The sequence below is a fragment of the Rhodococcus sp. P4_C10 genome (assembly GCF_056402135.1).
Genome location: NZ_JBFUHZ010000050.1, coordinates 1 through 26,250, shown reverse-complemented (window position 1 = coordinate 26,250; position 26,250 = coordinate 1). Strand labels below are relative to the sequence as shown.

The window sequence follows — 26,250 nt, the reverse complement described above, 5'->3', positions numbered from 1 at the left end:
GACCACCTCGAGACGGTCGTCGTCAAGGCCGGCGTCTCGAGCGGGCGGGAGTTGGTGTCGAGGGTGTTCATGGACCACTTCGCACCCCGGCTGGGGGTGCCGTGGGGCCGTCCGGCGGGTTCTCGGAAGCGGCCGCGGATTAGCAGATTCGGGTGATCTACGCTGCACTTTTCGGAGGAATTGGTTCTGGCAGGTAGTATCTAGCTGGCCGCAATGCCTGCACAGGACGTTTCTGTGCCTGTTGAATTCGCATTCGCGACGCGGCCGCCCGAGCCGTGCGAGCCTAAGTTTCGCGTGGCGGAATCAGCCAGCCAGGAGACCGCAGCGTGCCTAGCACCACCTTCCGCAATGTTGCCATCGTCGCACACGTCGACCATGGCAAGACCACCCTCGTCGACGCCATGCTCCGCCAGTCGGGAGCGTTCGCCGAACGTGCCGAACTGGTCGACCGCGTGATGGACTCCGGTGATCTCGAACGCGAGAAGGGCATCACCATTCTCGCCAAGAACACGGCGGTGCACCGGCACAACGAGGACGGGTCCGTCACCGTCATCAACGTGATCGACACCCCCGGCCACGCCGACTTCGGTGGCGAGGTCGAGCGCGGCCTGTCCATGGTCGACGGTGTCGTCCTGCTCGTCGACGCCTCCGAGGGCCCGCTTCCGCAGACCCGCTTCGTGCTGCGCAAGGCGCTCGCCGCGTCGCTGCCGGTGATCCTGGTGGTCAACAAGACCGACCGCCCCGACGCCCGCATCGAAGAGGTCGTCACCGAGGCGCAGGACCTGCTCCTCGACCTGGCGTCGGACCTGTCCGACGAGGCCGCCGAGGCAGCCGAGCTGGCCCTGGGCCTGCCGGTGCTCTACGCGTCCGGCCGTGAGGGCAAGGCGTCCATCGAGCAGCCCGCGAACGGCACCGCGCCCGACGCCGAGAACCTCGACGCCCTGTTCAAGGTCCTGATGGAGCACGTGCCGGCGCCGAAGGGCGACGCCGCGGCGCCGCTGCAGGCCCACGTCACCAACCTCGACGCCTCGGCGTTCCTCGGCCGCCTCGCGCTGGTCCGCATCCACAACGGCGAGCTCCGTAAGGGCCAGACCGTGTCGTGGATGCGCGAGGTCGACGGCGAGCCGGTCGTCACCAAGGCCAAGATCACCGAGCTGCTGTCCACCGTCGGCGTCGAGCGCCAGCCGGCCGAGGTTGCCGTCGCCGGCGACATCGCGGCCGTCGCAGGGTTCGCGGACATCATGATCGGCGACACCCTCGCCGACCTGGAGAACCCCGTCGCGCTGCCGCGCATCACGGTCGACCAGCCCGCCATCTCCGTCACCATCGGCACCAACACCTCGCCGCTGGTCGGCCGCGTGAAGGGCCACAAGCTCACCGCCCGCATGGTCAAGTCGCGGCTCGACCAGGAGCTGGTCGGCAACGTCTCGCTCAAGGTTCTCGACATCGGCCGCCCGGACGCCTGGGAGGTCCAGGGCCGTGGTGAGCTGGCGCTCGCCATCCTGGTCGAGCAGATGCGTCGCGAGGGCTTCGAGCTCACCGTCGGCAAGCCGCAGGTGGTCACCCAGCTCGTCGACGGCAAGGTGCACGAGCCCTTCGAGGAGCTCACCATCGACACCCCCGACGAGTACCTCGGCGCCATCACGCAGCTGCTGGCGAACCGCAAGGGCAAGATGGTCCAGATGGCCAACCACGGTGCCGGCTGGGTCCGTATGGAGTTCATCGTCCCGTCGCGCGGCCTGATCGGTTTCCGCACCGACTTCCTCACCGAGACCCGCGGCACCGGCATCGCCAACGCCGTCTTCCACGGCTACGCGCCGTGGGCCGGCGAGATCCGCGCCCGCCACACCGGCTCGCTCGTCTCCGACCGCACCGGCACGGTGACCCCGTTCGCGATGATCCAGCTGGCCGACCGCGGCACGTTCTTCGTCGAGCCGGGTGCGGACACCTACGAGGGCATGGTCGTGGGCATCAACCCGCGCGCCGAGGACCTCGACATCAACGTCACCCGTGAGAAGAAGCTGACCAACATGCGTCAGTCCTCCGCCGACGTGATGGAGACCCTGGCCAAGCCGATCGAGCTGAGCCTCGAGGGCGCCATGGAGTTCTGTGCCGCCGACGAGTGCGTCGAGGTCACCCCCGAGGTGGTCCGCGTCCGCAAGCTGCACCTGTCGCAGACCGACCGCGCGCGCGAGCGTTCGCGTGCGAAGTCGCGTGACAAGGCCGCGCTGTAAAGTCTGCGCTTCGCGCACGGTCGGTTCAGCCGCAAACGAAGGGACGGTCGAGTGCACCGAGCAGGACGACGCGGCGCAATGTGGTCGCTCCGCGGGCTCCGCTCCGGCGCAATGCGGTCGCTCCGCGGGCTCCGCTCCGGCGCAACCCAGTCGCTCCGCCGTGACCGGCGGATCCTGCCGATCGCCGGTGCCCTCGTCGCCGGTCTGACCCTGGTCGGCTGCACTGCGAATCCGCCGCCACCGGTGGAGAGCACCGGCAGCCCCAAGCCGACCACCACCGTCACCACCAAGAACACCGTCGTGGTGGCGATCGACGACGTGGGACTCGGCTTCAACCCGCACCTGCTCTCCGACCAGTCGCCGGTGACCTCCGCGGTGACCTCGATGGTGCTGCCGAGCCCGTTCCGCCCGGTGCCCACCCCCGGACATCCCGGCGGCACCGACTGGGTTCCCGACCAGTCCCTGCTGATCTCCGCGGACGTCACCGCGCAGCAGCCGTTCACCGTCACCTACCGGCTCCGCAACGAGGCGCAGTGGTCCGACAGCGCACCCATCGCGGCCGAGGACTTCCGGTACCTGTGGCAGCAGATGACCAGCCAGCCCGGGGTTGTCGACCCGGCCGGATACGCCCTGATCGACGACATCGGTTCGTCGGAGGGCGGCAAGACCGTCACCGTCACCATGCGCTCGCCCTACCCGGCGTGGCGCGAACTGTTCACCGACCTGCTGCCGTCGCACCTGGTGAAGGACACCCCGGGTGGGTTCGCCCGCGGCCTGGCGGAGAACATCCCCGTCTCCGGCGGGTCCTTCCACATCAAGTCCATCGATCGCGGCCGCGACGAGATCCTGCTCGAGCGCAACGACAGGTTCTGGGGGCAGCCGGCAGTCGCCGACCGGATCCTGATGCGCCGCGGCGGTTCGAATTCGCAACTGGCCGACTCGATGCGGTCCGGCGACGCCCAGGTGGCCGAGGTTCGGGGCGCGGCGCCCCTGCAGTCCCAGCTGGCCGCGATCCCGCTGGTCCGCGCCGCCACCACCTTCCAGCCACGGGTCCTCGAACTGACCCTCAACGGCCGGGTACCGGCGCTGGCGGACCCACGTGTCCGCAGCGGCCTGCTCGGCCTGCTCGACCCCGAGCTGCTGGCCCGCGTCGGCACTCCCGACGGGGCGGACGCCACGGTGGTCCGTGCCCAGGTACTGGCGCCGTCCGACCCGGGCTACGCGCCGACCGCGCCGCCGCGCAAGACGCCCGAGCAGTCGCTGGCCCTGCTCGCCGGGGCCGGCTACCTGTACGAGCCCGCTGTCCCGGCCGTCGACGACCCGGCGCAACGCACCCTGGGCCGGATGATGAAGGACGGCAAGCAGTTCGGGATCGTCATCGGTGCACCGGAGAACGACGACAGTGCCATCGCGGTCGCGAACACCGCCGCCGACCAGCTCCGTGGCGCGGGTGTCGAGGTGACGGTGAAGACGCTACGGGCCGACGAGCTGTACGGTCGCGCGGTGCTGAGCGGACAGGTCGACGCGATCGTCGGCTGGGTTCGCGCCGGATCGGACCCGGCGACGTCGCTGGCCTCGCGGTTCAGCTGCCCGCCGCCCGGGGTGCCGACCACGGTGTCGCCCGACGGCGACGAAACGCCCAGCGGCACAGACGAGTCCACGCCGGGGACGGGGCCGAGCAACCTGTCCGGGCTGTGTGACCCGGCGCTGCAGGTCGGCATCGACGACGCACTGCGCGGCACCGCGGACGTCGCCCACGTGATCGCCCAGGCCGAGCCCCGGCTGTGGGACCTCGCCGCGGTGCTGCCGGTGCTGCAGGACACCACCGTGGTCGCCGCCGGCCCGGACGTGGAGGGCGTGTCCCTGGTCGGTCCGATCCAGATCGGCATCTTCGCCGACTCCGCCCACTGGTCGAGGAAGCAGAAGTGATGGCGCGCAATGAAAATGCCCGACGGCTGCTGCTGGTGCACGCGCACCCGGACGACGAGACCATCACCACCGGCGGCACCATCGCGCGCTACGCCGCCGAAGGTGCCGAGGTGACCGTGCTTACCTGCACCCTCGGCGAAGAGGGCGAGGTGATCGGCGACGAGTGGGCGGAGCTGGTGGCCCACCGCGCCGACCAGCTCGGCGGCTACCGGATCCACGAACTCACCGCCGCGCTGGCCGAGCTCGGGGCCGCGGGCCCGCGCTTCCTCGGGGGAGCCGGGCGCTGGCGTGACTCCGGCATGGCGGGCACGCCGTCCGCGGAGAACCCCCGGGCGTTCGTCAACGCCGACCGCGACGAGGTGGTCGCCGCACTGGTGTCGGCGATCCGGGAGTTACGGCCCCAGGTGGTGGTCTGCTACGACCCGAACGGCGGGTACGGGCACCCCGACCACATCCAGGCACACCGGCTGGTCACCGCCGCCGTCGAGGCCGCGGGCACCGGCGCCCACCCGGACACGGGCGCACCCTGGGAGGTGGCGAAGCTGTACTGGACCGTCACCGAGCACGCCGCGCTCGAGAACGGGATCTGCGCCATCGGGGAGCTGCCGCAGACCTGGCGCCTGCCGGAGCCCGGGGAGCGGGCCTGTGTTGCCGACGAGACGGTGACCACCGCGGTGGACGTGACGGGGGTACTGGCCGCCAAGCGGGCCGCGCTGGCCGCCCACGCCACCCAGGTCTCCGTCTCCGACCTCGGCCCCGAATACGCGCTGTCGAACAACGTCGCGCTGCCGATCCTCGGGGAGGAACACTTCACCCTGGCCCGGGGTGAGCTCGGCCCGGTCGGCGCGGACGGCCGCGAACACGACCTGTTCGCCGGCGTCCCGGTCGGCTGACCCCGCACGGCCGTCGGGGTGGCGACAGCGCGCCCCCGACGGCATAGGGTGTGCGGTACGTCACATGGGTGGCGGTGTGGCGGCCAGGGAGGAACCCGACAGTGAACTGGGACTTGCAGAACTCGATCGTGGCGTTCGTCGACTCCCTCCGGCCGAATGCGCCGCTCTACCACGACATGTACATGAACGGGCTGTACTCGTTCGTCGACATGCAGAGCCACCTGCTCACCATGCTCGGCTACCCGCCGGTCGACTGACCGCGCCGCCTACGATCGTCGTATGACGGCCAGCGTTCGACCAGTCCACACCGCGCCCGGAATCCTCGACTCCGCGATCCTCGCGCTGCTGGTGTTCGACGGCATCCTCACCGCCGTGCTCGCCGTCCTGTTCCTGCCCGCCCGGCTCGGTACCGTGCCGTTCCCGGTCAGCGTGTTGGTCGCCGGGGTGGTCAATGTGCTGCTGGTGCTGGGTGCGCGGACCGTCACCGACCGGACGTCGCGGATGGCGCTGCCGGTGATCGGCTGGTTCGTGGGGATCGTGCTGTGCATGACCGGCCCCGGCGGGGACGGACTGCTGCTCGCGGACTGGCGCACCCTGCTGCTGCTGGTCTGCGGGCTGGTGCCCGCAGGGTTGCTGCTGCTGAAGTTCGCCTCGGATGCGGCGGTCGCGCGCGGTACATCGGCCCGCCCGAGCTAGAAGTACCTCCGGGGTTCGATTCGCCGATTGCCGCTGGTTGCGGACGGACGGCTGCTAGCGTCCGGTCGACCGAGGCAGCGCGACGACTGGAGCAGACACGTGATCGAGGCATCGAGCAGGATGACCCGCGGCCGCCGGAAGGGCTGGGCCACGGCCGCAACGGTCACCGCCGTCGCCGCCACCTTCGTGGTCGGCACCGGAGCGGGACCCGCCGTCGCGCAGCCCGCGGCCGGACTCGCCGAGGTGCTCTTCGTCGGCAACAACTGGGACGGCACCGCGGATGTCATCGAGTCGACCGGAAACTACGCCAAGGTCGGGCGGGTGAACATCATCCCGGACAAGCAGGAGCGACTCGGGGAGATCTACCTCGACCCGGTCAAGCTGGCCTTCTTCCTCGGGGTGCGACTGACCGCCGGCGAGGGCCACGACCAGTTCGTCGACGACATGTACACCACCCCGGACGGGTCCGCGGTGGTGGCGTCCCGGCCAAGTTTCGCCGACGTGGTCTCGATCGACCTGGCCAGCGGAAAGATCAACTGGCGCTTCCCGGTGTCCGGATTCCGCGCGGACCACATGGCGGTCTCGCCGGACGGCAGCCGGGTCGCCGTCTCCGCGTCCACCAGCAACACGGTGCATGTGCTCGACATTCGCACCGGTGCACAGGTCGGGTCGTTCAAGACCGGGGACAAGCCGCACGAGAATGTCTTCACCGACGGCGGCCGCTACCTGTGGAACATGTCCATCGGCGAGGTGAACACCGGGACGGACGACCCGTCGCAGGACTCGACGAAGGGCGACCGCAGGATCACCGTGGTCGATGCCCAGACCTTTCAGACGGTCAGGGTGATCGACATGCGCGATCGACTGGACGCCTTTGGCCGCCAAGATCTCTCGGACTCGGTACGGCCCGTGGCATTCAGCCCGGACGAGAGCAAGCTGTACTTCCAGGTGTCCTTCTTCAACGGCTTCGTCGAGTACGACGTTGCGACTGACAAGATCACCCGGGTCAAGGAACTTCCGAAGAACCCGGACACCAATCCGGACCGGACCACCTGGGTCAACGACTCACGCCACCACGGCATGTCCATCAGTCCCGACGGCGGCAACCTGTGCATCGCCGGGACGATGGACGACTACGTGACCATCGTCGACACGGTCACCCTGCAGGAGTCCCCGACCGTTCCGGCGGCAAAGCCCTACTGGGCCACGGTCAACGGAGACGGAACGCACTGCGTCATCTCCGAGAGCGCGAGCGATTCGGTCAGCGCGATCGACTTCGCGACCGGGCAGAAGGTGGCGACCGTGGCCGTGGGCGACCACCCGCAGCGGGTGCGCATCGGGCATGTCCCCGCCGGTTGGGCCGGTACCCCCGACGTCGGGGGCGCCGGGAGCCTCGATACCGGGAGCCTTGATGCCGGGAGTGCCGTCTCCTAGAGCAGTCCGGCGGTGCGTCCGGCGTCGGCGAGCACCGCCTCGAGCATGGCGGGCGTGAGTCGTCCGGTGAAGGTGTTCTGCTGACTGACGTGGTAGCAGCCGAACACGTGCAGCGGTTCTCGCCCGGGTGTCTCCGGTTCGAGCATCACGTGCGCCCCGTGTCCGAACTTCGGCCTCGGCACGGGCACCGCCCAGCCGGCCGCCGGCAGCGTGGGAAGCAGTGTCTGCCAACCGAAACCGCCCAACACCAGCACCGCTCGCAGCGTCGGCGTCAGCAGTCGCAGTTCCTCGTCGAGCCAGCGGCGGCAGGTGTCCCGTTCGAGGGTGGTCGGCTTGTTGGCGGGTGGCGCGCAGTGCACCGGTGCGGTGATCCGGGTGCCGCGCAGCGTCAGGCCGTCCCCGATGTGGGTGGCGGTTGGCTGGCTGGCCAGGCCCACGGCATGCATCGCCGCGTACAGCACCTCGCCGCTGCGGTCGCCGGTGAACATCCGTCCGGTTCGGTTGGCGCCGTGCGCGGCCGGTGCCAGCCCGACGACCAGCAGTGCGGCATCCGTCGGTCCGAAGCCGGGAACGGGTCGCCCCCAGTAGGTCTCGTCGCGGAACGCGGCCCGCTTCTCGCGCGCCACCCGCTCGCGCCAGGCCACCAGGCGGGGGCAGCGCCGGCAGTCGATCAGCGCGGCGTCCATCTCGTCGAGCGTCGGGAACGTCACCGCTGCACCCTCAGGGTCACCAATTGGAACGGGCGCAGCGTCAACACCGGGGAACCGTGGTCGGCCGTGCAGTCGGGTGGCGGGTCCAGTGGCCGTTCGAGCAGGTCGACGAACCGGGTGCCGGTGTGTGGGAAGTCCAGCGTCACCCGTCCGACGGACCGTGCGCCGGTCGACTCGTAGAGCCGCACGACCACGTCGCCGCTGCGGTCCTCGGCGAGCTTGACCGACTCGACCACCACGGCCGGGTTCGACACCCGGACAAGCGGTGCTACTGCATTGGCGCCCCTGACGGTTCGGGGTGGCAGGTTGACACGGTAGCCCTCCGTGACGGCGTCGCCGATCGATGCGCCCGGCCGCACGGAGACCGTCATGGCATGCCGGCCCTGGTCCGCCTGCGGGTCCGGGTACAGCGGTGCGCGCAGCAGGGACAGGCGCACCGTGGTGGTGGTGCCGCCGCCGTCGCGGGTGTTGCGGCCGACGTCGTGTCCGTAGGTGGCGTCGTTCGCCACCGCCACGCCGTACCCGGGTTCTCCGACGTGCACCCACCGGTGCGCGCAGATCTCGAACTTCGCGCGATCCCACGAGGTATTCGAGTGGGTGGGCCGGAATACGTGCCCGAACTGGGTCTCGGAGGCGCTCCGGTCGGCGTGCACATCGAATGGGAAGGCCAGTTTGAGCAGCTTCTGCCTCTCGTGCCAGTCGATCTCGTGGGCAATCTCGAGGGACCGGCCGCCCGGCGGGACCGTGAGCCGCTGCACCACGCTGGAACCGCCGAAATGGCGTCGGACCACCACGGCGTCGCCGTCGATGGTCACCTCGTCGGAGTCCGTCAGGTCGGTGACCGTTCGACGGTAGAACTCGTCGATGTCCCAGGCGTCCCACTGGTTCGGGGTGTCCCGGTGCAGTTGCAGTAGGTTGCCGACACCGTCAGGCGCCAGTGCCTCGCGGCCGGTGCCGGCGTCGACCAGGGAGGTGAGCAGCCCGGCGTCCGAGATCACCGCGCGAAGCAGCCCGTTGTCGAGGACGAAACTGTCGCCGAGCCGGGTGACTCGGGTCGGCTCGGCGGAGTCGTCGGGTTCGCCGATGCCGAGAGCCGGCACACCGGACCGCGTGTCCGGCGTCGCGTTCAGCGTCAGGGATGTCTCGCCTGGGCCGGTGAGGGAGGCCGTCGCGACGCCGATTACGGCTTCGAGCCGGGCGGCCACGGCCGCGTAGTTGCGTTCGGCGTCGCGGTGTACCCAGGCGATGGAGCTGCCCGGCAGGATGTCGTGGAACTGCTGGAGCAGCACCAGCCGCCAGATCTGCTCGAGCTCGCCGTACGGGTATCGAGCGCCGGACCGGACGGTGGCGGTCGCCGCCCAAAGTTCCGCCTCGCGCAGCAGGTGCTCGCTTCTCCTGTTGCCGCGCTTGGTCTTTGCCTGCGAGGTGTAGGTTCCCCGGTGCAGTTCCAAGTACAGCTCCCCGGACCACACCGGCGGCGCCGGGTACTCGGCCTCGGCACGGCGGAAGAAGTTGACGGGGGAGTCGATCGTCACCGTGGGTGAGCCCTCCAACGAGCGGGTGCGCGCCGCAGCGGCGAGCATCTCGCGGGTCGGCCCGCCGCCACCGTCGCCCCAGCCGAACGGCACCAGTGACACGGTGCCCACGCCCTGTTCGCGGTAGTTGCGTTGCGCGTGGCCGAGATCGTGACCGGAGAGGTCCGAGTTGTACTTGTCCACGGGTGGGAAGTGGGTGAACACCCGGGTGCCGTCGATGCCCTCCCAGCGAAAGGTGTGGTGCGGCATCCTGTTGCTCTGGTTCCAGGAGATCTTCTGGGTGAGGAAGTACCGCGACCCGGATGCGACCACCAACTGCGGCAGCGCCGCCGAGTAGCCGAACGAGTCCGGCAGCCACACCTCCGGGGTGTCGACCCCGAACTCGTCGAGGAAGAAGCGCTTGCCCGCCACGAACTGCCGCGCCATCGCCTCCCCTCCCGGCATGTTGGTGTCGGCCTCGACCCACATGCCGCCGACGGGCACGAACTGGCCGGCAACCACTTTTTCGCGGATCCGCTCGAACAGTTCGGGATATCCCTCCTTGACCCAGGCCAGCTGCTGCGCGGACGAACACGCGAACCGGAAGCCCGGGTGGTCGTCCATCAGCGCCACCACGTTGGCGAAGGTGCGCGCGCACTTGCGGACGGTTTCGCGAACCGGCCACAGCCAGGCCGAGTCGATGTGCGCGTGTCCCACCGCGACCAGGTTGTGTGCGCTGGCGTACGCGGGCCGGGACAGTACCTCCCGCAACAGGTCCCGGCCGGCGGCCGCGGTGCCGGGGAGGTCGTCGGGGTCGACGCCGTCGAGCATCCGCTCGAGTGCACGCAGGATCTCGTGCCGGCGCGGCAGGTCGAACGGCAGTGCGTGCATCAGGCCTTCGAGTACCGCGATGTCCTGCGTCAGCTCCCACACGGTGATGTCGCGCAACGCCAGGTCCACCCGACGCAGCCGGTACACCGGGTCCTGCCCGGCAGTGTCGGGGTCGCCCTGCACGGTGGGCTGGAAACCGGAACTGTTGGCCACGTCCGGGTTCGCTGCGAGTTCGAGGTAGACGTCGAGCGGGGCGTGCGGGTCCAGCGGGAGGTAGGCGTTCATCGGAGAGATCGCCTTGACCACAGTGCCGTCGGGGCGGTAGGCGAGGGCCTCGGCGTTGAACCCCGGACCGCCGGTGAAGCCGGGGTCGACCACGAGTTCCACTGCAAGGCCCGGGCGGTCGAGCCAGTGCGGCGGGACGGCCCCGGTGACGTGCAGCCACACCGTGCCCCACGGACGGCCCCACCATGCCCCGACGTCGACGGGCGTGAACTCCTGCGTCACCGCCTCGGCGAACGGCACCGGCTCGCCGGGCACCGTCCAGGCCGTCAGCGTCGCGGGCACGGAATCTCGGTACAGCGCGGGCCCGAGTCTCTGGTCCACGAACCGGCGCAGGCGGTCCTCCACGATCTGCCGGTCGTCGTGCATCGCGGCCCTCCCTCGGTGGGTGCGGCGGGGTCGCCGAGTCAGGTCCTGCGGATCCAGATGTCGCCGGCGTCCGCGCGCGGCGCCTGCTGGGTTGCCCGGGCCCACCGCGGCGGTAGGTCCTAGCAGGGGGGCGTGCCCACGAGCGTCGGGTCGAGGGCCTGGCGGACGAGGAACAGCGGGGCCGGATGGTTGAGGAGGCCCTCGGGGTGCTTGTCCGGGCTCAACTCGTCAGCGTGGAAGATGGCGAGGCCCGGGTCCTGGCACCTGTCCTGGACGGTCCAGTTGTGGACCGACCCTTCGGTTCCGGGGGCAGGGTTGAGGAACGAGAGGTTCGTGGGGTTCGCGGGCGTCGGGTTCGGGGTGATCACGTTGTCCGTGTTCGTCGCGATGACGGTGTAGTCGATCCCCGGGAGTGTCTCCTGGTTGCCGGCGTTGAGTTCGGTCAGGAACTTCGACCCGAGAATCTGCTGCTGGGCTGCCACCGGTTCGCCCTTGGCCTTGGCGTCGGCCTCGGTGAGGTACCGGCCGCCGAAGTCGGTCCCGTGGGTCGACGGCCCGAGCATGGCGAGCGTGTGAACCTTGTTGCCCGATGCGCCGCCCAGGAACCGCAGGTACTGGCGCGTCATCGTGCCGCCCTGCGAATGACCGACGACATCGACCTGCGAGGACTGGGTGCCGGTGCGCACCTCCTCGATGAACTTGTCCAGCTGCTTTGCCGAGTCCTGGATCGGTGCGGTTCCCCAGCCCGGCCCCAGCGTCAAGGTGTCGAGGTTGAAGGTGGGGATCCCGCCGTAGTTCAACGCGAAGACGCAGTAGTCGTCGCGCTTGAGTTCCGCCGCCAGCGGGCCCCAGGTCTCCTCCATGCTCATGTCGGTGCCGTGCACGAGCACGACCGGTCGCGGATGCTGCGGCGACTCGCACTCGAAGTCGTTCACGCCCGGGAGCTGGCCCTGTCCGCCGGCGGAACCGGATGAGGCCGACTGCGCGGAGGCGGCCGCAGACGGGATGAGTGTGGCGCCGAGGGCTAACAGCGCGACGGTCGCGAGACTCGTCGTGGCCGCGCGGAGTCGGGTAGTCAAGTGAACTCCTGATAATGGTTGTGGGACAGACGATGTGCTGCAGCCGTCATCTCTAACAGCTGCGGCACGGTCGGCACTGGAGAATGCCCGGAGTCCACATCGATCCGCGCGGTCAGGTCCTGCGGATCCAGATGTCGCCGGCGCCGGGCGTGACGGCCTCGACGAGGCCCCAGGCACGCTCGGCCGGCAGGTCGAGGACCTCGTAGCGGCGGGTGCCGGCGGGCGTCGCCGCGACCACGGTGGCCACGCCGGCGCGGCGCTGGAAGAAGCTCTGCCGCACCGTCCAGCCGATGATGCCGTCCGCCTCCAGGCTGTGCCGGCCGCGGTCGAGTGAGCCGCTGCTGGTGACGAGCCAGCCGGTGGGGGCGGCGTGTCCGAGGCCCCGGTAGCGGTCCCAGGCCAGCGCGGCGGCGGCGGCGGCGGCCGCGGCGAGGACCGCCCACACCGACCAGTGCACCCGAACGCCCAGCCCGGCCGCGACCGCGACACCGGCCGCGACGGCCGCCACCGGCAGCAACGCCCGGCTGTAGCGGCGACGGCGGGCGGCAGGGCCGTGTGCCGTCAGCGCCGTCGCGACGTCGACGGGGAAGCCGTGCTCGCGCAGGACCACGGCGTTCACCCGCTCGGCCTCCGCGCGCGGCGCCTGCGGCAACAGCATCGACGAGTGCTGTCGTTCGGTGGACACGCCGGTCATGATCGCGTCGAGGCGGGCGCCGCGCGCCAGGCGCAGCAGCAGCGGCAGGTGCACCGTGGTGCCGCGCAACCGCGCCCGGTCCAGCGTCGTCTGCCGGCTCCGGAGCAGGCCGTGGCTGACATGCAGGACGTGCCGGTCGTCGGTCACCGTGAGGTTGCCGAACGCGACGAGGTAGCGCACGCACGCCAGCGCACTGGCCGCGGTCAGCAGCACGATCAGGCCCACGACCACCACCGCCGCCGTGCCGAATCCGCGCGCCCAGTCGATGCCGTGCGAGACCGTCGACGACTCCGCGATCTGCGCGCCGACGCCGTACTGGAAGGCGACGCCCACGATCGCGGCAATCGTGAGCACGCCGGTCGTCGAGAACGGCGCGTACCGCACCCAGGCCGGCGACCAGTGCGCGATCTCGGTCGCCGGCGCCACGGGCCGCTCGCCCGTCGGCGCCGGCTCGGAGGCGTCGTCGGTGCGGCGGGCCAGCAGGGCCTCACGCAGCGCCGGGACCAGCCGGGCGTCGAGGGCGTTGAGTTCGAACTTTGCCGAGTCGCCGGGCTTCTCCGCCCGTTGGCCGGTGCCGATCCGTACCACCGCCAGGCCGAGGATCCGGTGCAGCAGACCGGCCTCCACGTCCACCGAGCGAATCCTGTTGCGGGGGACCGAGAGCAGCTTCTTCTGGAACACGCCGCTGCGCAGCTGCACGTGCACCGGGCCGATCCGGTAGCTGGTGGTGAACCACCGCGCGATCGCGAACAGCACGAGCACCGTGACCGCGATCAGGCCCCACGCGTGGTTTCCGCTCTGACTGCCGACCACCACCGAGATCAGCAGCACGGGAAGAAGTTTGACGATCTCGTCGACGGGGTGGACGAGCAGCATCCGCTTGTCGAGGCGCAGCCAGGGCTGGTCCTCCTCGGCCGCGAGCGCCGCCGCGCCCGAGGACTCCGGGGGCGCGGTACCGGGTGCCGGGGTGGGGGTCGGCGCGGTCGCCGGCTCGGGGGTGCTCATGTCGCGTCCCCGACGTTGCGTCCGGCGATCTCGGTGAGCCGCGCGACGGTGGCGTCGGCGACCCGCTCGTCGAGCGCGGTGATCTTCACCGCGCCCGCGGACGAGGCGGTGGTGACGGTCACGGTGGCCAACCCCAGCATCCGGTCGATCGGCCCGCGTTCGGTGTCCACCGTCTGGATCCGCGAGATCGGGGCGATCCGGCGTTCCTGGGTGAACCAGCCGGTCTTGGTGTAGACCGCGTCGTCGCTGATCTCCCAGCGGTGCACCCGGTAGCGCCACTGCGGCATGCCCGCGACGTGCGCGACCGCGGCGACCACGCTCGCGGCGAACACGCCGACGTGCGGCCAGCTGGTGGCGGTGCCGTCGACCACGGCCCAGACCAGCTGCGCCACGAACACCGGGATCCACAACAGCGCGGCGTTGACCGCCCACAGCAGCGGTGCCCTGGTGCTGGGCCGCCACTGCGGGTCGGCCATGGTCACGGTGGTGGTCGGTGGGGTGCTCACGCCCTCAGCCTGCCAAAAACCGGTGACGGTGTCGCAGTCGCCGGTGCCCGCCCGACGATTGTTCCGGGAACCGTCCGCCAGCCGGGCGGAGGGCTAGCCTGGGTGCAGGCGAGGAAGGGAACCCACATGGACCGATTCGAGCCCGACGTCCCCGAGGCGGACCGTGTCGAGCAGGTGACGCCGGCGGGTGCCCCGGACGAGCCGGAGGACGCCGAGACGAGTGACTCCACCGACTCGCTCGAGGTCAACGAGGCCGACGCCGCCGAGCAGCGGCGGAGTGTCCCGGACGAGGACGAGTACCCCCACGGCTGATCGAGCCGAGACCTACAGTGGCCGTCGTCTCGGGTCATGGCGCATGATCGAACGCGTGACATCCCACGACGACGCCCCGGCCACCTCCGCGATGCTCCCCGACCCGGCGATGCCTTCCGGCCCCGGACCGGCGGCCGGACTGGAGCGGCCGTCGGCGTCCGCGCTGCGCAGGGCCCTACGTCGAGGACGGGACGGGGCCACCCTCAACGTCGACGAGGCGACCGTGCTGCTGCACGCGCGCGGCGCCGACCTCGACGACCTGTGCGCCTCCGCGGCGCGGGTGCGAGACGCCGGACTCGAGGCCGCGGGCCGGCCCCGCACCGTCACCTACTCGCGCAAGGTCTTCATCCCGCTGACCCGGCTGTGCCGCGACAAGTGCCACTACTGCACGTTCGTGACGGTGCCGGGCAAGCTCCGGGCCGAGGGGCACGGCATGTACCTGGAGGTCGACGAGGTCCTCGACATCGCCCGGCGGGGCGCCGAACTGGGCTGCAAGGAGGCCCTGTTCACCCTCGGCGACCGCCCGGAGGCGCGCTGGCCGGAGGCGCAGGAGTGGCTCGACGCCCGCGGCTACGACTCCACGCTGGACTACCTGCGCGCCGTGTCGATCCGGGTGCTGGAGGAGACCGGCCTGCTGCCGCACCTCAACCCGGGGGTGCTCAGCTGGGAGGAGATCAACCGGCTCAAGCCGGTGGCGCCGTCGATGGGCATGATGCTCGAGACCACCGCCACCCGGCTGTTCACCGACAAGGGCGAGTGCCACTACGGCAGCCCGGACAAGGACCCCGCGGTCCGGCTGCGCACGCTCACGGACGCGGGCCGGCTCTCGGTGCCGTTCACCACCGGGATTCTCGTCGGCATCGGCGAGACGATGGCCGAGCGGGCCGACTCGATCATGGCGATCCGGAAGTCGCACAAGGCCTTCGGTCACGTTCAGGAAGTGATCGTGCAGAACTTCCTGGCCAAGGACGACACCGTGATGCGGTCGGCGCCCGACGCCGGAATCGAGGAGTTCCGCGCCGCCATCGCCGTGGCCCGGCTGGTGCTCGGCCCGGGGATGCGTATCCAGTCGCCGCCGAACCTGGTCTCACCCGCGGAGTGCCTGGCGCTGATCGCGTCGGGCGTGGACGACTGGGGCGGGGTCTCCCCGCTCACCCCGGACCACGTCAACCCGGAACGTCCGTGGCCCAACCTGGACAACCTGGCCGCGATCACCGCCGAGGCCGGTTACACGCTGACCGAACGCACCGCCGCGCAGCCGCAGTACGTACTCGCTGGTTCGCCGTGGATCGACCCGCGGATCGCCGCGCACGTGCACGCGCTGGCGGACCCGGTGACCGGCCTGGCCCGGCTCGACACGGTCCCGGTGGGCCTGCCGTGGCAGGAGCCCGACGAGGCATGGGAGTCGAGTGGGCGCGTCGACCTGAACACCGAGATCGACACCGACGGCCGCAACACCGAGACCCGCAGCGACCTGGGCAGCGCCTTCGGCGACTGGGAGACGGTGCGGGAGCAGGTCCTCGAACTCAGCGCGCCGGCCCGGGTGGACACCGACGTGCTGGCCGCGCTGCGCAACGCCGAGCGCGACCCGGCGGGTTGCTCCGACGACGACTACCTGGCGCTGGCGAACGCGGACGGCGTCGGGCTCGAGGCGCTGGTGGCACTGGCCGACGACCTGCGCAAGGACGCGGTCGGGGACGACGTCACCTACGTGGTGAACCGGAACATCAACTTCACCAACATCTGCTACACCGGCTGCCGGTTCTGCGCGTTCGCGCAGCGCAAGGGCGACGCCGACGCCTTCACCCTGTCGACCGACGAGGTCGCGGACCGGGCGTGGGAGGCGCACGTCGCCGGGGCCACCGAGATCTGCATGCAGGGCGGCATCGACCCGGAACTGCCGGTCACCGGCTACGCGGACCTGGTGCGCGCGATCAAGGCCCGGGTGCCCTCGATGCACGTGCACGCCTTCAGTCCGATGGAGATCGTCAACGGCGCCTCGCGGGGCGGCCAGAGCGTGCGGGACTGGCTGACCGACCTGCGCGAGGCCGGACTCGACTCCATCCCCGGCACCGCGGCCGAGATCCTCGACGACGAGGTCCGGTGGGTGCTCACGAAGGGCAAGCTGCCGACGAGCACCTGGGTGGACGTGGTCACCACGGCGCACGAGGTGGGGCTGCGGTCGAGTTCGACGATGATGTACGGCCACGTCGACCAGCCGCGGCACTGGGTGGGCCACCTGAACGTGCTCCGCGGTATCCAGGACCGGACCGGCGGGTTCACCGAGTTCGTGCTGCTGCCGTTCGTGCACCAGAGTTCGCCGCTGTACCTGGCGGGCGCCTCCCGGCCGGGCCCGACGCGGCGCGACAACCGGGCCGCGCACGCGTTGGCGCGGGTGATGTTGCACGGCCGGATCCACAATATCCAGACCAGTTGGGTCAAGCTGGGTACCGAAGGTACGCAGGCGATGTTGCAGGGTGGCGCCAACGACTTGGGAGGGACGTTGATGGAGGAGACCATTTCGCGGATGGCCGGCTCGCAGCACGGGTCGGAGAAGACCGTGGCCGAACTGCGCGCGATCGCGGAGGGCATCGGCCGTCCGGCCCGCGAACGCACCACCAAGTACGCCGACCGGGTGAGTGTCCGGTGACCGCCAAGGACCGGATCGGCAACGAGCGGGTGGTGGCGGTCCTCGACCGTGCCGCCTGGGGGATCAATCCGGTGCTCGACCTGGTCGCGTCCGACCCGTTCGGCATCAAGGCCCGCACGTTCCGGCCGAACGCCGAGCAGCGGAACGCAGCCGATAAGGCGCTGGACGCGGCGGCGTGGCTGCTCGACGTGGCGCAGGTGCCGGGCACCGCGGCCTGGGAGCGGGCCAGCGACGAGCGCCGGGCCCGCTGGTGGCTGACCCGGCTCGGCCTGGTCAACACCATCGTGGTCGCCTTCCCCGGCGTGCTCGGTCCGATCGCGAAGCGACTGCCGCTGCAGGACCTGTTGGGGTTCGCCAACCAGGCGCTGGTGCTGATCGCCGTCGCGCGGGAGCTGGGGGTGACCGAGCGCAGCGCGCAGGTCGACCTGCTGGCTTCGGTGCTGTGCCAGCGCGAGACCGACGCCCGGACCGAGCTGACGAACCCGCGAGAGGATGCTCCGGCGCGCGAGGGTTGGAAGCCGTTCGCGATGCTCGGCGGCATGTGGAACACGGCGCGGACGCTGCGGGCGATCCCCGACGAACTGCACAAGCGGCCGCTGCCGGCCCGGCCGTACCAGGTGCTCGGCCGCGTGCCGTTCGTCGGTGCGGTCGCCGACTACCTGGGTGAACGGGGCGCACTGGTGGAGGCGGCGGTGATGGCCATGCGGTGGGTCGACGGGCACACGGTCCGCGGTGCGGTGGACGCCACCGAGCGCAGGGGCAGCACCGTCTGAGGTCGGGAACCCGTGTGCTGAGGGCACCCTGCGCGGGCGTTGGTCCCGAGGAAGGGGGATACTAGGAGGCCCTGGGCGTTTCGTAGCTTGAACGCGCCCAGAACATCCGGTCCGTGGAGAAAGGCAAGGGGAGCGGCAGTGCCCTACACGATTGCTGAACCGTGCGTAGATGTGCTTGACAAGGCCTGCATCGAGGAATGCCCTGTCGACTGTATTTACGAGGGCGGCCGGATGCTCTACATCCACCCCGACGAGTGCGTGGACTGCGGCGCCTGTGAGCCGGTCTGCCCCGTCGAGGCGATCTTCTACGAGGACGACGTCCCGGACCAGTGGAACGACTACGTCAGCGCGAACGTCGACTTCTTCGTGGAGTTGGGGTCGCCGGGCGGCGCCGCCAAGCTGGGCAAGGTCGACTACGACCCGCCGTTCATCAAGGCACTTCCGCCCATGGGCGAGGACTAAATTGCCGCGCTCGGCCGTCTCGCATGCTCTGCCCGATTTTCCCTGGGACTCCCTCGCCGCCGCCAAGGCGAAGGCGGAGTCGCACCCTGACGGGATCGTCAACCTGTCCGTCGGTACCCCGGTCGACCCGGTCGCGCCGCTGATCCGTGAGGCCCTGGCCTCGGTGTCGGAGGTGCCCGGGTACCCGACGACGCACGGCACCCCCGAGCTGCGGGCTGCCGCGGTCGGGGCGCTGGCGCGCCGGTACGGGGTCACCGGACTGCATCCCGATGCGGTGCTGCCTGCGCTCGGCACCAAGGAGATGATCGCCTGGCTGCCGCGGCTGCTCGGGCTCGGGCCGGACGACCTGGTCGTCATTCCCGAGGTCGCGTACCCGACCTACGAGGTCGGCGGTCTGCTGGCCGGTTGCCGGGTGCTGCGTGCCGACGGGATGACCCGGCTGGGACCGGAGAGCCCGGCGCTGATCTTCGTGAACTCGCCGTCGAACCCGACCGGCAAGGTGCTCGGCATCGACCACCTGCGCAAGACGGTCGAGTTCGCCCGCGAGCGCGGAGCGATCGTGGTCTCCGACGAGTGCTACCTCGGGCTGACCTGGGAGGCGGAGGGCTACTCCGTCCTCGACCCGCGGGTCTGCGACGGCGACCACACTGGCCTGCTGGCCGTGCACTCGCTGTCGAAGACGTCCAACCTGGCCAGCTACCGGGCCGGCTTCGTCACCGGCGATCCGGCACTGGTCGCGGAGCTGCTCGAGGTACGCAAGCACGCCGGCATGATCATGCCGCTGCCCGTGCAGGCCGCGATGACCGCGGCGCTGAGCGACGACGACCACGAGGACGAGCAGCGTGAGCGGTACCGGATGCGCCGTGAGGTGCTGCTCGGTGCCGTGCGGGACGCCGGGTTCACCGTGGACAACTCCGAGGCCGGGCTGTACCTGTGGGCGACCCGCGGCGAGCCGTGCGATCGATGATCATCGATCGCGCGCGTCCTTCCTGTTGCGCGCTGTCGCTGCGCTAGCCTGGGGGCGGAGTACCTCGTTGCCGGGGCACCGTCCCGGGAGCGTCACCGTGGGCAGGAGGCAGCATGGATGCCGTCACACAGGTTCCTCGTCCGGGCAACGAGCCGGTGCACTCCTACGCACCGGGGAGTCCCGAGCGGACGCGGTTGGCCTCGAAGCTCGCGGACCTGGCCGCCGAACCGACACCGCTCTCGCACGTCATCGGCGGCGTCCACCGGCAGGGTTCGGGCGACTGGATCGACGTGGTGCAGCCGCACCGGCACTCCGCCGTGCTCGGCACCCTGACCTCCGCCACCCACGAGGACGCCGACGCCGCGGTGGAGGCCGCGGTCGCGGCGGGTCCGGCCTGGCGGGACCTGCCCTTCGACGAGCGGGCCGCGGTGCTGCTGCGTGCGGCCGACCTGTTGGCCGGGTCGTGGCGCGAGACCATCGCCGCGGCAACGATGCTCGGACAGTCGAAGTCGGTGCAGCAGGCGGAGATCGACGCGCCGTGCGAGCTCGTCGACTTCTGGCGGTTCAACGTGCAGTTCGCCCGGCAGATCCTGGCGGACCAGCCGATGTCGGGTCCGGGGGTGTGGAACCGGATGGAGTACCGGCCGCTGGAGGGGTTCGTGTACGCCGTCACCCCGTTCAACTTCTCGGCGATCGCGGGCAACCTGCCGACGGCGCCGGCGCTGATGGGCAACACCGTGGTGTGGAAGCCGTCCACCACCCAGACGCTGGCGGCCTACTGGACGATGCGGCTGCTCGAGGAGGCCGGCCTGCCGCCGGGTGTCATCAACCTGGTGACCGGCCCCGGCGCCGCGGTATCGGATGTGGCACTGGGTGATCCGCGGTTGGCCGGCGTTCACTTCACCGGTTCGACGAAGACCTTCCAGCACCTGTGGCGCGAGGTCGCCTCCAACATCGACCGCTACCACGGCTACCCGCGACTCGTCGGGGAGACCGGCGGCAAGAACTTCGTGGTGGCGCACGCGTCCGCCAACCCGGACGTGCTGCGGACGGCACTGGTACGCGGCGCCTTCGAGTACCAGGGCCAGAAGTGTTCCGCTGCCTCGCGGGCCTACGTGCCCGCGTCGGTGTGGGCGGAGATGGGTGACGACTTCCTCTCCGAGGTCGACCAACTCAGCTACGGCGACGTCACCGACCTGTCGAACTTCGGCGGCGCCCTGATCGACCGGGCCGCGTACGAGAAGAACGTCGCCGCCATCGAACGGGCCCGCGGGGCCGAGGGGGTGAGTGTCGCCGTCGGCGGGAAGTACGACGACACCGAGGGCTTCTTCGTCAGGCCCACTGTGCTGCTCGCGGACGACCCCGGCGACGAGTGCTTCGCCACCGAGTACTTCGGACCGCTGCTCTCGTTGTACGTCTACGACGACTCGGCGCCCGACGCGTTCGAGTCGGTCCTCGACATCGTCGACACCACCGCCCCGTACGCGCTCACCGGCTCGGTGATCGCCGACGACCGGGCGGCGATCGAGAGAGCCGGTGCCGCACTACGATTCACGGCGGGAAACTTCTATGTCAACGACAAACCGACCGGCGCGGTGGTGGGGCAGCAGCCGTTCGGCGGGGCGCGGGCATCGGGCACCAACGACAAGGCCGGCTCGCCGATCAACCTGCTGCGCTGGACGTCGGCCCGCACGGTCAAGGAGACCTTCGTCCCGCCGACCGACTATCGGTACCCGCACATGGGACCGCGGGACTGATCGCCGTGTCCGGGGCGTTGGGCAACCCGCTGCGGCCGGCGATCCTCGCCGCGGCCCGTTCGCCGCGGATGAAGTCGGCGATCACCCGGGCCCCGGTCACCCGGTCCATCGTCACCCGGTTCGTCGCGGGGCAGGACCGGCCGGCCGCACTGGCGGCCGCCCGCACGATCCTCGACTCGGGCCGGTCGATCAGCATCGACCACCTGGGGGAGGACACCACCGAGCCGGAGCAGGCCCGCGCGGCGCTCGCCGAGTACCGCGCGCTGCTGAGCGAACTCGCCGACCAACCCGAGGCCACGGTCGGCGGCGTCCGCCGCCTGGAGGTGTCGGTGAAGCTGTCCGCGCTCGGCCTGGCGCTGCCGCGGGACGGTCTCCGGGTGGCACGCGAGCACGCCCACGCGCTGTGCACGGCGGCGCAGGCCGCGGGCGTGTGGGTGACCGTCGACGCGGAGGACCACACCACCACCGACGCGACACTCGCCGTGGTGACCGAGCTACGGGCCGACTTCCACTGGCTGGGGGCGGTGCTGCAGGCCTACCTGCGCCGGACCGAGGGGGACTGCCGGGACCTCGCCGTGGCGGGCTCGCGGATCAGGCTGTGCAAGGGGGCGTACGACGAGCCGGAATCGGTTGCATACCAACGCCGCTCGGAGGTCGACGCGTCGTACCTGCGGTGCCTGGAGATTTTGATGCGGGGCCGGGGCTACCCGATGGTCGCCTCGCACGACCCGGTGGTGATCGAACAGACGCAGGACCTGGTGGGGCAGGTGGGCCGCGGTCCGGCGGAGTTCGAGCACCAGATGCTCTACGGCATCCGGGACGTCGAGCAGGCACGGCTGGCGGCCGAGGGTGACCAGGTGCGGGTGTACGTGCCCTACGGGGCGCAGTGGTACGGCTACTTCATGCGGCGTCTCGCCGAACGGCCCGCCAACCTCACCTTCTTCCTGCGTTCGCTGGTGACGCACGGCTGAACTGGTCCACGGGCCGTCCGCCGCGGTGTGAGACGCTGGGCGGCGTGCTCCTGAGTTCACTGAACCCCCTCGCCGTCGCCCGGGGCGACGACCTGCCCGACGCCGTCCGGATCGGCGACGATGTGCTCTCCCGCAGCGACATCGTCGGGGGCGCCGGGGCCCTGGCCCGGCGCATCGCCGGAGCCCAGCGGGTCGCCGTCCTCGCGACGCCGAGCGCCGCAACGGTGATCGCGGTCGTCGGCTGCCTGTTCGCGGGGGTCACGGTGGTACCGGTGCCGCCCGACTCCGGTCCAGCGGAAATCGCACACATCCTGTCCGACTCGGGCGCCCAGGCCTGGCTCGGGCAGGCTCCCGAGGGCAGTGACGATGCGCCGAGTTCCCGAGCAGGTGACCTGCCGGTCATCCCGGTGCGGGTGAATGCCCGCGACTGGCACGGGCACCCGGAACCGCGCCCCTCGTCGATCGCCTTCGTCCTTTACACCTCCGGCACCACCGGGCCGCCCAAGGGCGTGCTGCTGAGCCGCCAGGCGATCGCCGCCGGGCTGGACGCGTTGGCGCAGGCGTGGCAGTGGACCTCGAACGACACACTGGTGCACGGACTTCCGCTCTTCCACGTGCACGGGCTGATCCTGGGTCTGCTCGGTCCGCTGCGGGTGGGCAGCCGCCTCGTGCACACCGTCAGCCCCACACCCGAGGCCTACGCGCGGGCCGGCGGGTCGATGTACTTCGGGGTGCCGACGGTGTGGTCGCGGGTGGCCCGCGACGAGGAGTCGGCCCGGGCCCTCGCCGGCGCGCGGTTGCTGGTCTCCGGCAGTGCCCCGCTGCCGGTCCCGGTGTTCGAGCGACTGGTCGCGTTGACCGGTCTGACGCCGATCGAGCGCTACGGGATGAGCGAGACCATGATCACGCTGAGCACCCGCGCGGACGGCGAACGCCGGCCCGGCTGGGTCGGGCTGCCGGTGACGGGGGTGACGACCCGGCTCGTCGACGAGGACGGGGCGCCGGTGCCGCACGACGGCGAGTCGATCGGCGGTCTGCAGGTGCGCGGGCCGATGCTCTTCGACGGGTACCTGAACCGGCCCGACGCCACCGCCGAGTGCTGGACCGAGGACGGCTGGTTCAAGACCGGCGACGTGGCGGCGATCGACGAGGGCGGGTTCCACCGGATCGTCGGCCGGGAGTCGACCGACCTGATCAAGTCCGGGGGCTACCGGATCGGGGCGGGCGAGGTGGAGACCTCGCTGCTCGGGCACCCGACGGTGCGCGAGGTGGCGGTGGTCGGGTTGCCCGACGCCGACCTGGGGCAGCGGCTGGTGGCGTACGTGGTGGGCGAGGGCGTCGACCCGGACGCGCTGATCGCGCACGTGGCCGGTGAACTGTCGGCGCACAAGCGGCCCCGCGAGGTGCGGGTGGTGGACTCGCTGCCGCGCAACGCGATGGGCAAGGTGCAGAAGAAGCTGCTGGGCTGAAGCATGGAGCGCCGGTGCGTGTGCAGCGCATTTCGCGTCCGACGGGACTAGCCTCAGGAAGCATGACCCTGCCTGCCGAGAACACCCGTATCGTGCTCGCGTCACGTCCCGTAGGGGAGCCGCAGAGGTCCGACTTCCGGATCGAGTCGGCACCGATCCCGTCGATCGGCGACGGGCAGTTGCTGCTCAAGACCAGGTATCTCTCGCTGGACCCGTACATGCGCGGCCGGATGAGCGATGCGAAGTCCTACGCCGCGCCGATGGCGGTGGGTGACGTGATGGTCGGCGGCACCGTGTGCGACGTGATCGAGTCCAGGGAACCGGGATTCGCCAAGGGCGACGTCGTGCTGGCGTTCTCGGGATGGCAGGAGTACGCGGCCGCGGACGCCCACCACGTCCGCAAGCTGGACCCGCGACTGGGGCCGCCGCGGATGGCGCTCGGGGTGCTGGGGATGCCGGGTTTCACCGCCTATGCCGGTCTGCTGGCGATCGGTAAGCCGCAGCCGGGCGAGACGGTGGTGGTGGCCGCCGCGACCGGGCCGGTGGGTTCCGCGGTCGGCCAGATCGCGAAGATCAAGGGCGCCCGGGCCGTCGGGATCGCCGGTGGGCCGGAGAAGTGTGCGTACCTGGCGGAACTGGGCTTCGACGCGGCCGTCGACCACCGTGCGCCGGACTTCGTCGACCAGTTGGCCGCCGCCGTCCCGGACGGCATCGACGTGTACTTCGAGAATGTCGGCGGGGCGGTGTGGGACGCGGTGCTGCCGCGGCTCAACACCTACGCCCGGGTGCCGGTGTGTGGGCTGGTGTCGCAGTACAACCTGACCACGCGGCCGGAGGGGCCGGACCGGGCGCCCGCGCTGATGAGTCACATCCTCACCAAGAGCCTCACCCTGCGGGGGTTCATCCAGAGCGAGTTCGTCGGCGCGATGTACGCCGACTTCATCGGCGAGATGTCCGAGTGGATCCACCAGGGGCGGGTGCAGTACCGCGAGGACATCGTGGACGGCCTGGAGAATGCGCCCGAGGCGTTCATCGGGATGCTCGCGGGCCGCAACTTCGGGAAGGTCGTCGTCAACGTGGGAATGGCCGAGCAGTGAGCGGGGCGCACGAGGTGCGCGATGCCACCGCGGTGCCGCGGGTCGGCCCGCTCGAGGTCGTCTCCTTCCTGTGCGAGCTGTCGATGCTGGTGTTGCTGGCGCTGGCCGGCGCCGCGTCGACGGATTCGCTGCTCGGGAAGGTGATATTTGCGGTGGCCATGCCGGTGGTTGCGGCGGCCGTCTGGGCGGTGTGGATGGCGCCGACGTCAGGCCGCCGACTGCCGAATCCGGCCAGGCTGTACGTGCAGGTCGCGTTGTTCGCGGTGACGGCCGTCGTCGCCGGGGTGTTCCTGGGACCACTCGTGGGGCTGGTGTTCTTCGTGGTGGCGGCGGGGGTCTTCGGGGAACTGTGCCGACGGGAGATGCGGGCGCCGCGGGCTTGACCTGAACCGAGGTCGAGGTCCTAGCGTGACGGCTGCGTGGACTCAGCGACGGGAGATGGTCATGACAGAAGCCTCGGCAACACTCAGCGCGGACCAGATCGCCTACCTCGGTACCCAGCGGCTCGGCAGGCTGGCGACGGTCAACCCACGTGGCGCGCCGCAGAACAGTCCGGTCGGGTTCCGTTACAACGCAGAACTCGGCACCATCGACATCGGTGGCCGGAATCTGGGCGCCAGCAAGAAGTTCCGGAACCTCGCGACCAACGACCGGGCCGCTTTCGTGGTGGACGACCTGGCCTCGGTCCAGCCGTGGGTGGTGCGGTGCGTGGAGATCCGCGGTCGGGCGGAGGCGTTGACCGAGGTGGCGCCGTGGGCGCCGGGCATGTCGCCGGAGCTCATCCGCATCCACCCGGAGCGGGTCATCGCGTTTGGGCTGGAGTCGGTTCAGGGCGGTTGACAGTCGGCCTGTCACACAGCGCAGACCGGTTGCAGCCGTGTGCGTCTCGGCCGCAACCGGTCCGGTTGTGGGTGAGTATTCGGGCCTTGGATCAGGCCCCGTGGATCGCGCGCCGGTTGTGAGCCGGCCGTGGTCTTCGCAACGGGTCCACCCAGGCCGGCGGGATGAACGACGGGAACCCGTCCGATTCGATCTGCACGGACCAGTGGTTCCTGTGGATGATCGTGTGGTGCTTCTTGCAGAGCAGCACCAGGTTCGCCAGCGCGGTGGGGCCGCCGTCGGACCAGTGGCGGATGTGGTGGGCGTCGGTCCACGCCGCAGGTCGGCCGCAGCCGGGGAACGCGCAGCCGCAGTCCCTGGCCACCAACGCCTTCCGTAGTTTCGGGGAGATGACGCGGGTGGTGCGGCCCACGTCGAGAGGGTTGCCGCCCCGGTCGACGAAGATCGCGGTGACCTGCGCGTCGCAGGAGATGCGGGCGGCGACGGCGGCGGAGATGGGGCCTGCCCAGGGCATGCTGGCGTGCCTTCTGCGGCGGTACCGGCGGGGTGGCCTGAAACCGGCGGGGCTGGTGCAACCCTCGTGCTCGCCGACGGGTCCGGTTGCGTTGTCGGAGTGGTAGTCCCAGCCGTTCCCCACCCAGGCACCGGTCGCGGGGGTGGGCGCCGTCGCCGCCACCGCGTCCTTGAGTGCGTCGACGTCGATGGTGACCGTGACGTGCGGGCGTTCCCCACCTTCCATCGGGCCACGAGCGTTGTCGAGGTGTCCGCGGCCGCGG

The 26,250-nt window shown here is 70.7% G+C and carries 22 protein-coding genes and 1 pseudogene; 17 read left to right on the top strand and 6 right to left on the bottom strand.

Annotation, left to right across the window (positions count from 1 at the left end; genetic code table 11):
- The first annotated feature begins 326 nt into the window (after positions 1–326).
- The 6 genes from typA to AC1DWC_RS23150 all read left to right on the top strand — a co-directional run bounded on the left by typA (position 327) and on the right by AC1DWC_RS23150 (position 7,186).
- A complete protein-coding gene (gene typA, locus AC1DWC_RS23175) occupies positions 327–2,234 on the top strand; it encodes a translational GTPase TypA (RefSeq protein WP_477839980.1) in 1,908 nt (635 codons plus the stop codon).
- Positions 2,235–2,345: 111 nt separating this feature from the next.
- Entirely contained in the window at positions 2,346–4,163 is a 1,818-nt protein-coding gene (locus AC1DWC_RS23170; protein ID WP_477911813.1) for an ABC transporter family substrate-binding protein, read from the top strand.
- On the top strand, positions 4,163–5,056 hold the full coding sequence (gene mshB / locus AC1DWC_RS23165; protein WP_477911811.1) for an N-acetyl-1-D-myo-inositol-2-amino-2-deoxy-alpha-D-glucopyranoside deacetylase: 894 nt from the start codon (positions 4,163–4,165) through the stop codon (positions 5,054–5,056). The genes AC1DWC_RS23170 and mshB overlap by 1 nt, the downstream gene beginning before the upstream one ends.
- A gap of 101 nt (positions 5,057–5,157) precedes the next feature.
- Positions 5,158–5,313: a hypothetical protein gene (locus tag AC1DWC_RS23160; protein ID WP_477911809.1), complete on the top strand. Its 156-nt coding sequence runs from the start codon at positions 5,158–5,160 to the stop codon at positions 5,311–5,313.
- Between the two features lie 22 nt (positions 5,314–5,335).
- On the top strand, positions 5,336–5,752 hold the full coding sequence (locus AC1DWC_RS23155; RefSeq protein WP_477911807.1) for a hypothetical protein: 417 nt from the start codon (positions 5,336–5,338) through the stop codon (positions 5,750–5,752).
- 99 nt (positions 5,753–5,851) lie between these two features.
- A complete protein-coding gene (locus AC1DWC_RS23150) occupies positions 5,852–7,186 on the top strand; it encodes a YncE family protein (protein WP_477911805.1) in 1,335 nt (444 codons plus the stop codon).
- Here the strand turns inward: AC1DWC_RS23150 and AC1DWC_RS23145 are convergent.
- From AC1DWC_RS23145 to AC1DWC_RS23125, 5 genes are all read right to left on the bottom strand, one after another.
- The gene (locus AC1DWC_RS23145; RefSeq protein ID WP_477911876.1) at positions 7,183–7,872 is read right to left on the bottom strand and encodes a uracil-DNA glycosylase; all 690 of its coding nucleotides are present in this window, start codon (positions 7,870–7,872) and stop codon (positions 7,183–7,185) included. The genes AC1DWC_RS23150 and AC1DWC_RS23145 overlap by 4 nt on opposite strands.
- A 20-nt stretch (positions 7,873–7,892) precedes the next feature.
- On the bottom strand, positions 7,893–10,892 hold the full coding sequence (locus AC1DWC_RS23140; protein WP_477911803.1) for an alpha-mannosidase: 3,000 nt from the start codon (positions 10,890–10,892) through the stop codon (positions 7,893–7,895).
- Between the two features lie 119 nt (positions 10,893–11,011).
- A complete protein-coding gene (locus tag AC1DWC_RS23135; RefSeq protein WP_477911801.1) occupies positions 11,012–11,971 on the bottom strand; it encodes an esterase/lipase family protein in 960 nt (319 codons plus the stop codon).
- A gap of 112 nt (positions 11,972–12,083) precedes the next feature.
- On the bottom strand, positions 12,084–13,670 hold the full coding sequence (locus AC1DWC_RS23130) for a PH domain-containing protein (RefSeq protein ID WP_477911799.1): 1,587 nt from the start codon (positions 13,668–13,670) through the stop codon (positions 12,084–12,086).
- Complete coding sequence (locus tag AC1DWC_RS23125) at positions 13,667–14,146, bottom strand: PH domain-containing protein (protein ID WP_477840076.1); 480 nt, start codon at positions 14,144–14,146, stop codon at positions 13,667–13,669. The genes AC1DWC_RS23130 and AC1DWC_RS23125 overlap by 4 nt, the downstream gene beginning before the upstream one ends.
- Before the next feature lie 156 nt (positions 14,147–14,302).
- On the opposite strand from AC1DWC_RS23125, the gene AC1DWC_RS23120 reads away from it, so the two are divergent.
- The 11 genes and pseudogenes from AC1DWC_RS23120 (at position 14,303) to AC1DWC_RS23070 (ending at position 25,474) form a co-directional block, all read left to right on the top strand.
- The gene (locus AC1DWC_RS23120) at positions 14,303–14,488 is read left to right on the top strand and encodes a hypothetical protein (RefSeq protein WP_477911797.1); all 186 of its coding nucleotides are present in this window, start codon (positions 14,303–14,305) and stop codon (positions 14,486–14,488) included.
- A 91-nt stretch (positions 14,489–14,579) separates the two neighbouring features.
- A complete protein-coding gene (locus AC1DWC_RS23115; protein WP_477911874.1) occupies positions 14,580–17,138 on the top strand; it encodes a bifunctional FO biosynthesis protein CofGH in 2,559 nt (852 codons plus the stop codon).
- Complete coding sequence (locus tag AC1DWC_RS23110) at positions 17,135–17,911, top strand: hypothetical protein (protein WP_477911795.1); 777 nt, start codon at positions 17,135–17,137, stop codon at positions 17,909–17,911. The genes AC1DWC_RS23115 and AC1DWC_RS23110 overlap by 4 nt, the downstream gene beginning before the upstream one ends.
- Positions 17,912–18,049: 138 nt before the next feature.
- Positions 18,050–18,373: a ferredoxin gene (gene fdxA, locus AC1DWC_RS23105; protein WP_072847084.1), complete on the top strand. Its 324-nt coding sequence runs from the start codon at positions 18,050–18,052 to the stop codon at positions 18,371–18,373.
- A gap of 1 nt (position 18,374) precedes the next feature.
- A pseudogene (gene dapC, locus AC1DWC_RS23100) lies at positions 18,375–19,331 on the top strand (succinyldiaminopimelate transaminase); the annotation flags it as partial.
- A 122-nt stretch (positions 19,332–19,453) separates the two neighbouring features.
- Complete coding sequence (gene pruA, locus AC1DWC_RS23095; RefSeq protein WP_477911793.1) at positions 19,454–21,097, top strand: L-glutamate gamma-semialdehyde dehydrogenase; 1,644 nt, start codon at positions 19,454–19,456, stop codon at positions 21,095–21,097.
- 68 nt (positions 21,098–21,165) lie between these two features.
- Positions 21,166–22,068, top strand: a complete 903-nt coding sequence (locus AC1DWC_RS23090) for a proline dehydrogenase family protein (protein WP_477840072.1) — start codon at positions 21,166–21,168, stop codon at positions 22,066–22,068.
- Positions 22,069–22,112: 44 nt separating this feature from the next.
- Positions 22,113–23,537, top strand: a complete 1,425-nt coding sequence (locus AC1DWC_RS23085) for an acyl-CoA synthetase (protein WP_477911791.1) — start codon at positions 22,113–22,115, stop codon at positions 23,535–23,537.
- A 62-nt stretch (positions 23,538–23,599) separates the two neighbouring features.
- Positions 23,600–24,634, top strand: coding sequence for an NADP-dependent oxidoreductase (locus tag AC1DWC_RS23080; RefSeq protein WP_477911789.1), 1,035 nt, complete (start codon positions 23,600–23,602; stop codon positions 24,632–24,634).
- Positions 24,631–25,017, top strand: a complete 387-nt coding sequence (locus tag AC1DWC_RS23075; protein ID WP_477911787.1) for a DUF2568 domain-containing protein — start codon at positions 24,631–24,633, stop codon at positions 25,015–25,017. Before AC1DWC_RS23080 ends, AC1DWC_RS23075 begins: the two co-directional genes overlap by 4 nt.
- A 61-nt stretch (positions 25,018–25,078) precedes the next feature.
- Positions 25,079–25,474, top strand: coding sequence for a PPOX class F420-dependent oxidoreductase (locus tag AC1DWC_RS23070; protein ID WP_477911785.1), 396 nt, complete (start codon positions 25,079–25,081; stop codon positions 25,472–25,474).
- Positions 25,475–25,565: 91 nt separating this feature from the next.
- On the opposite strand, the gene AC1DWC_RS23065 is transcribed toward AC1DWC_RS23070, so the two are convergent.
- Positions 25,566–26,250: HNH endonuclease signature motif containing protein (locus tag AC1DWC_RS23065; protein WP_477911783.1), on the bottom strand; the 685-nt coding region annotated here is incomplete at its 5' end.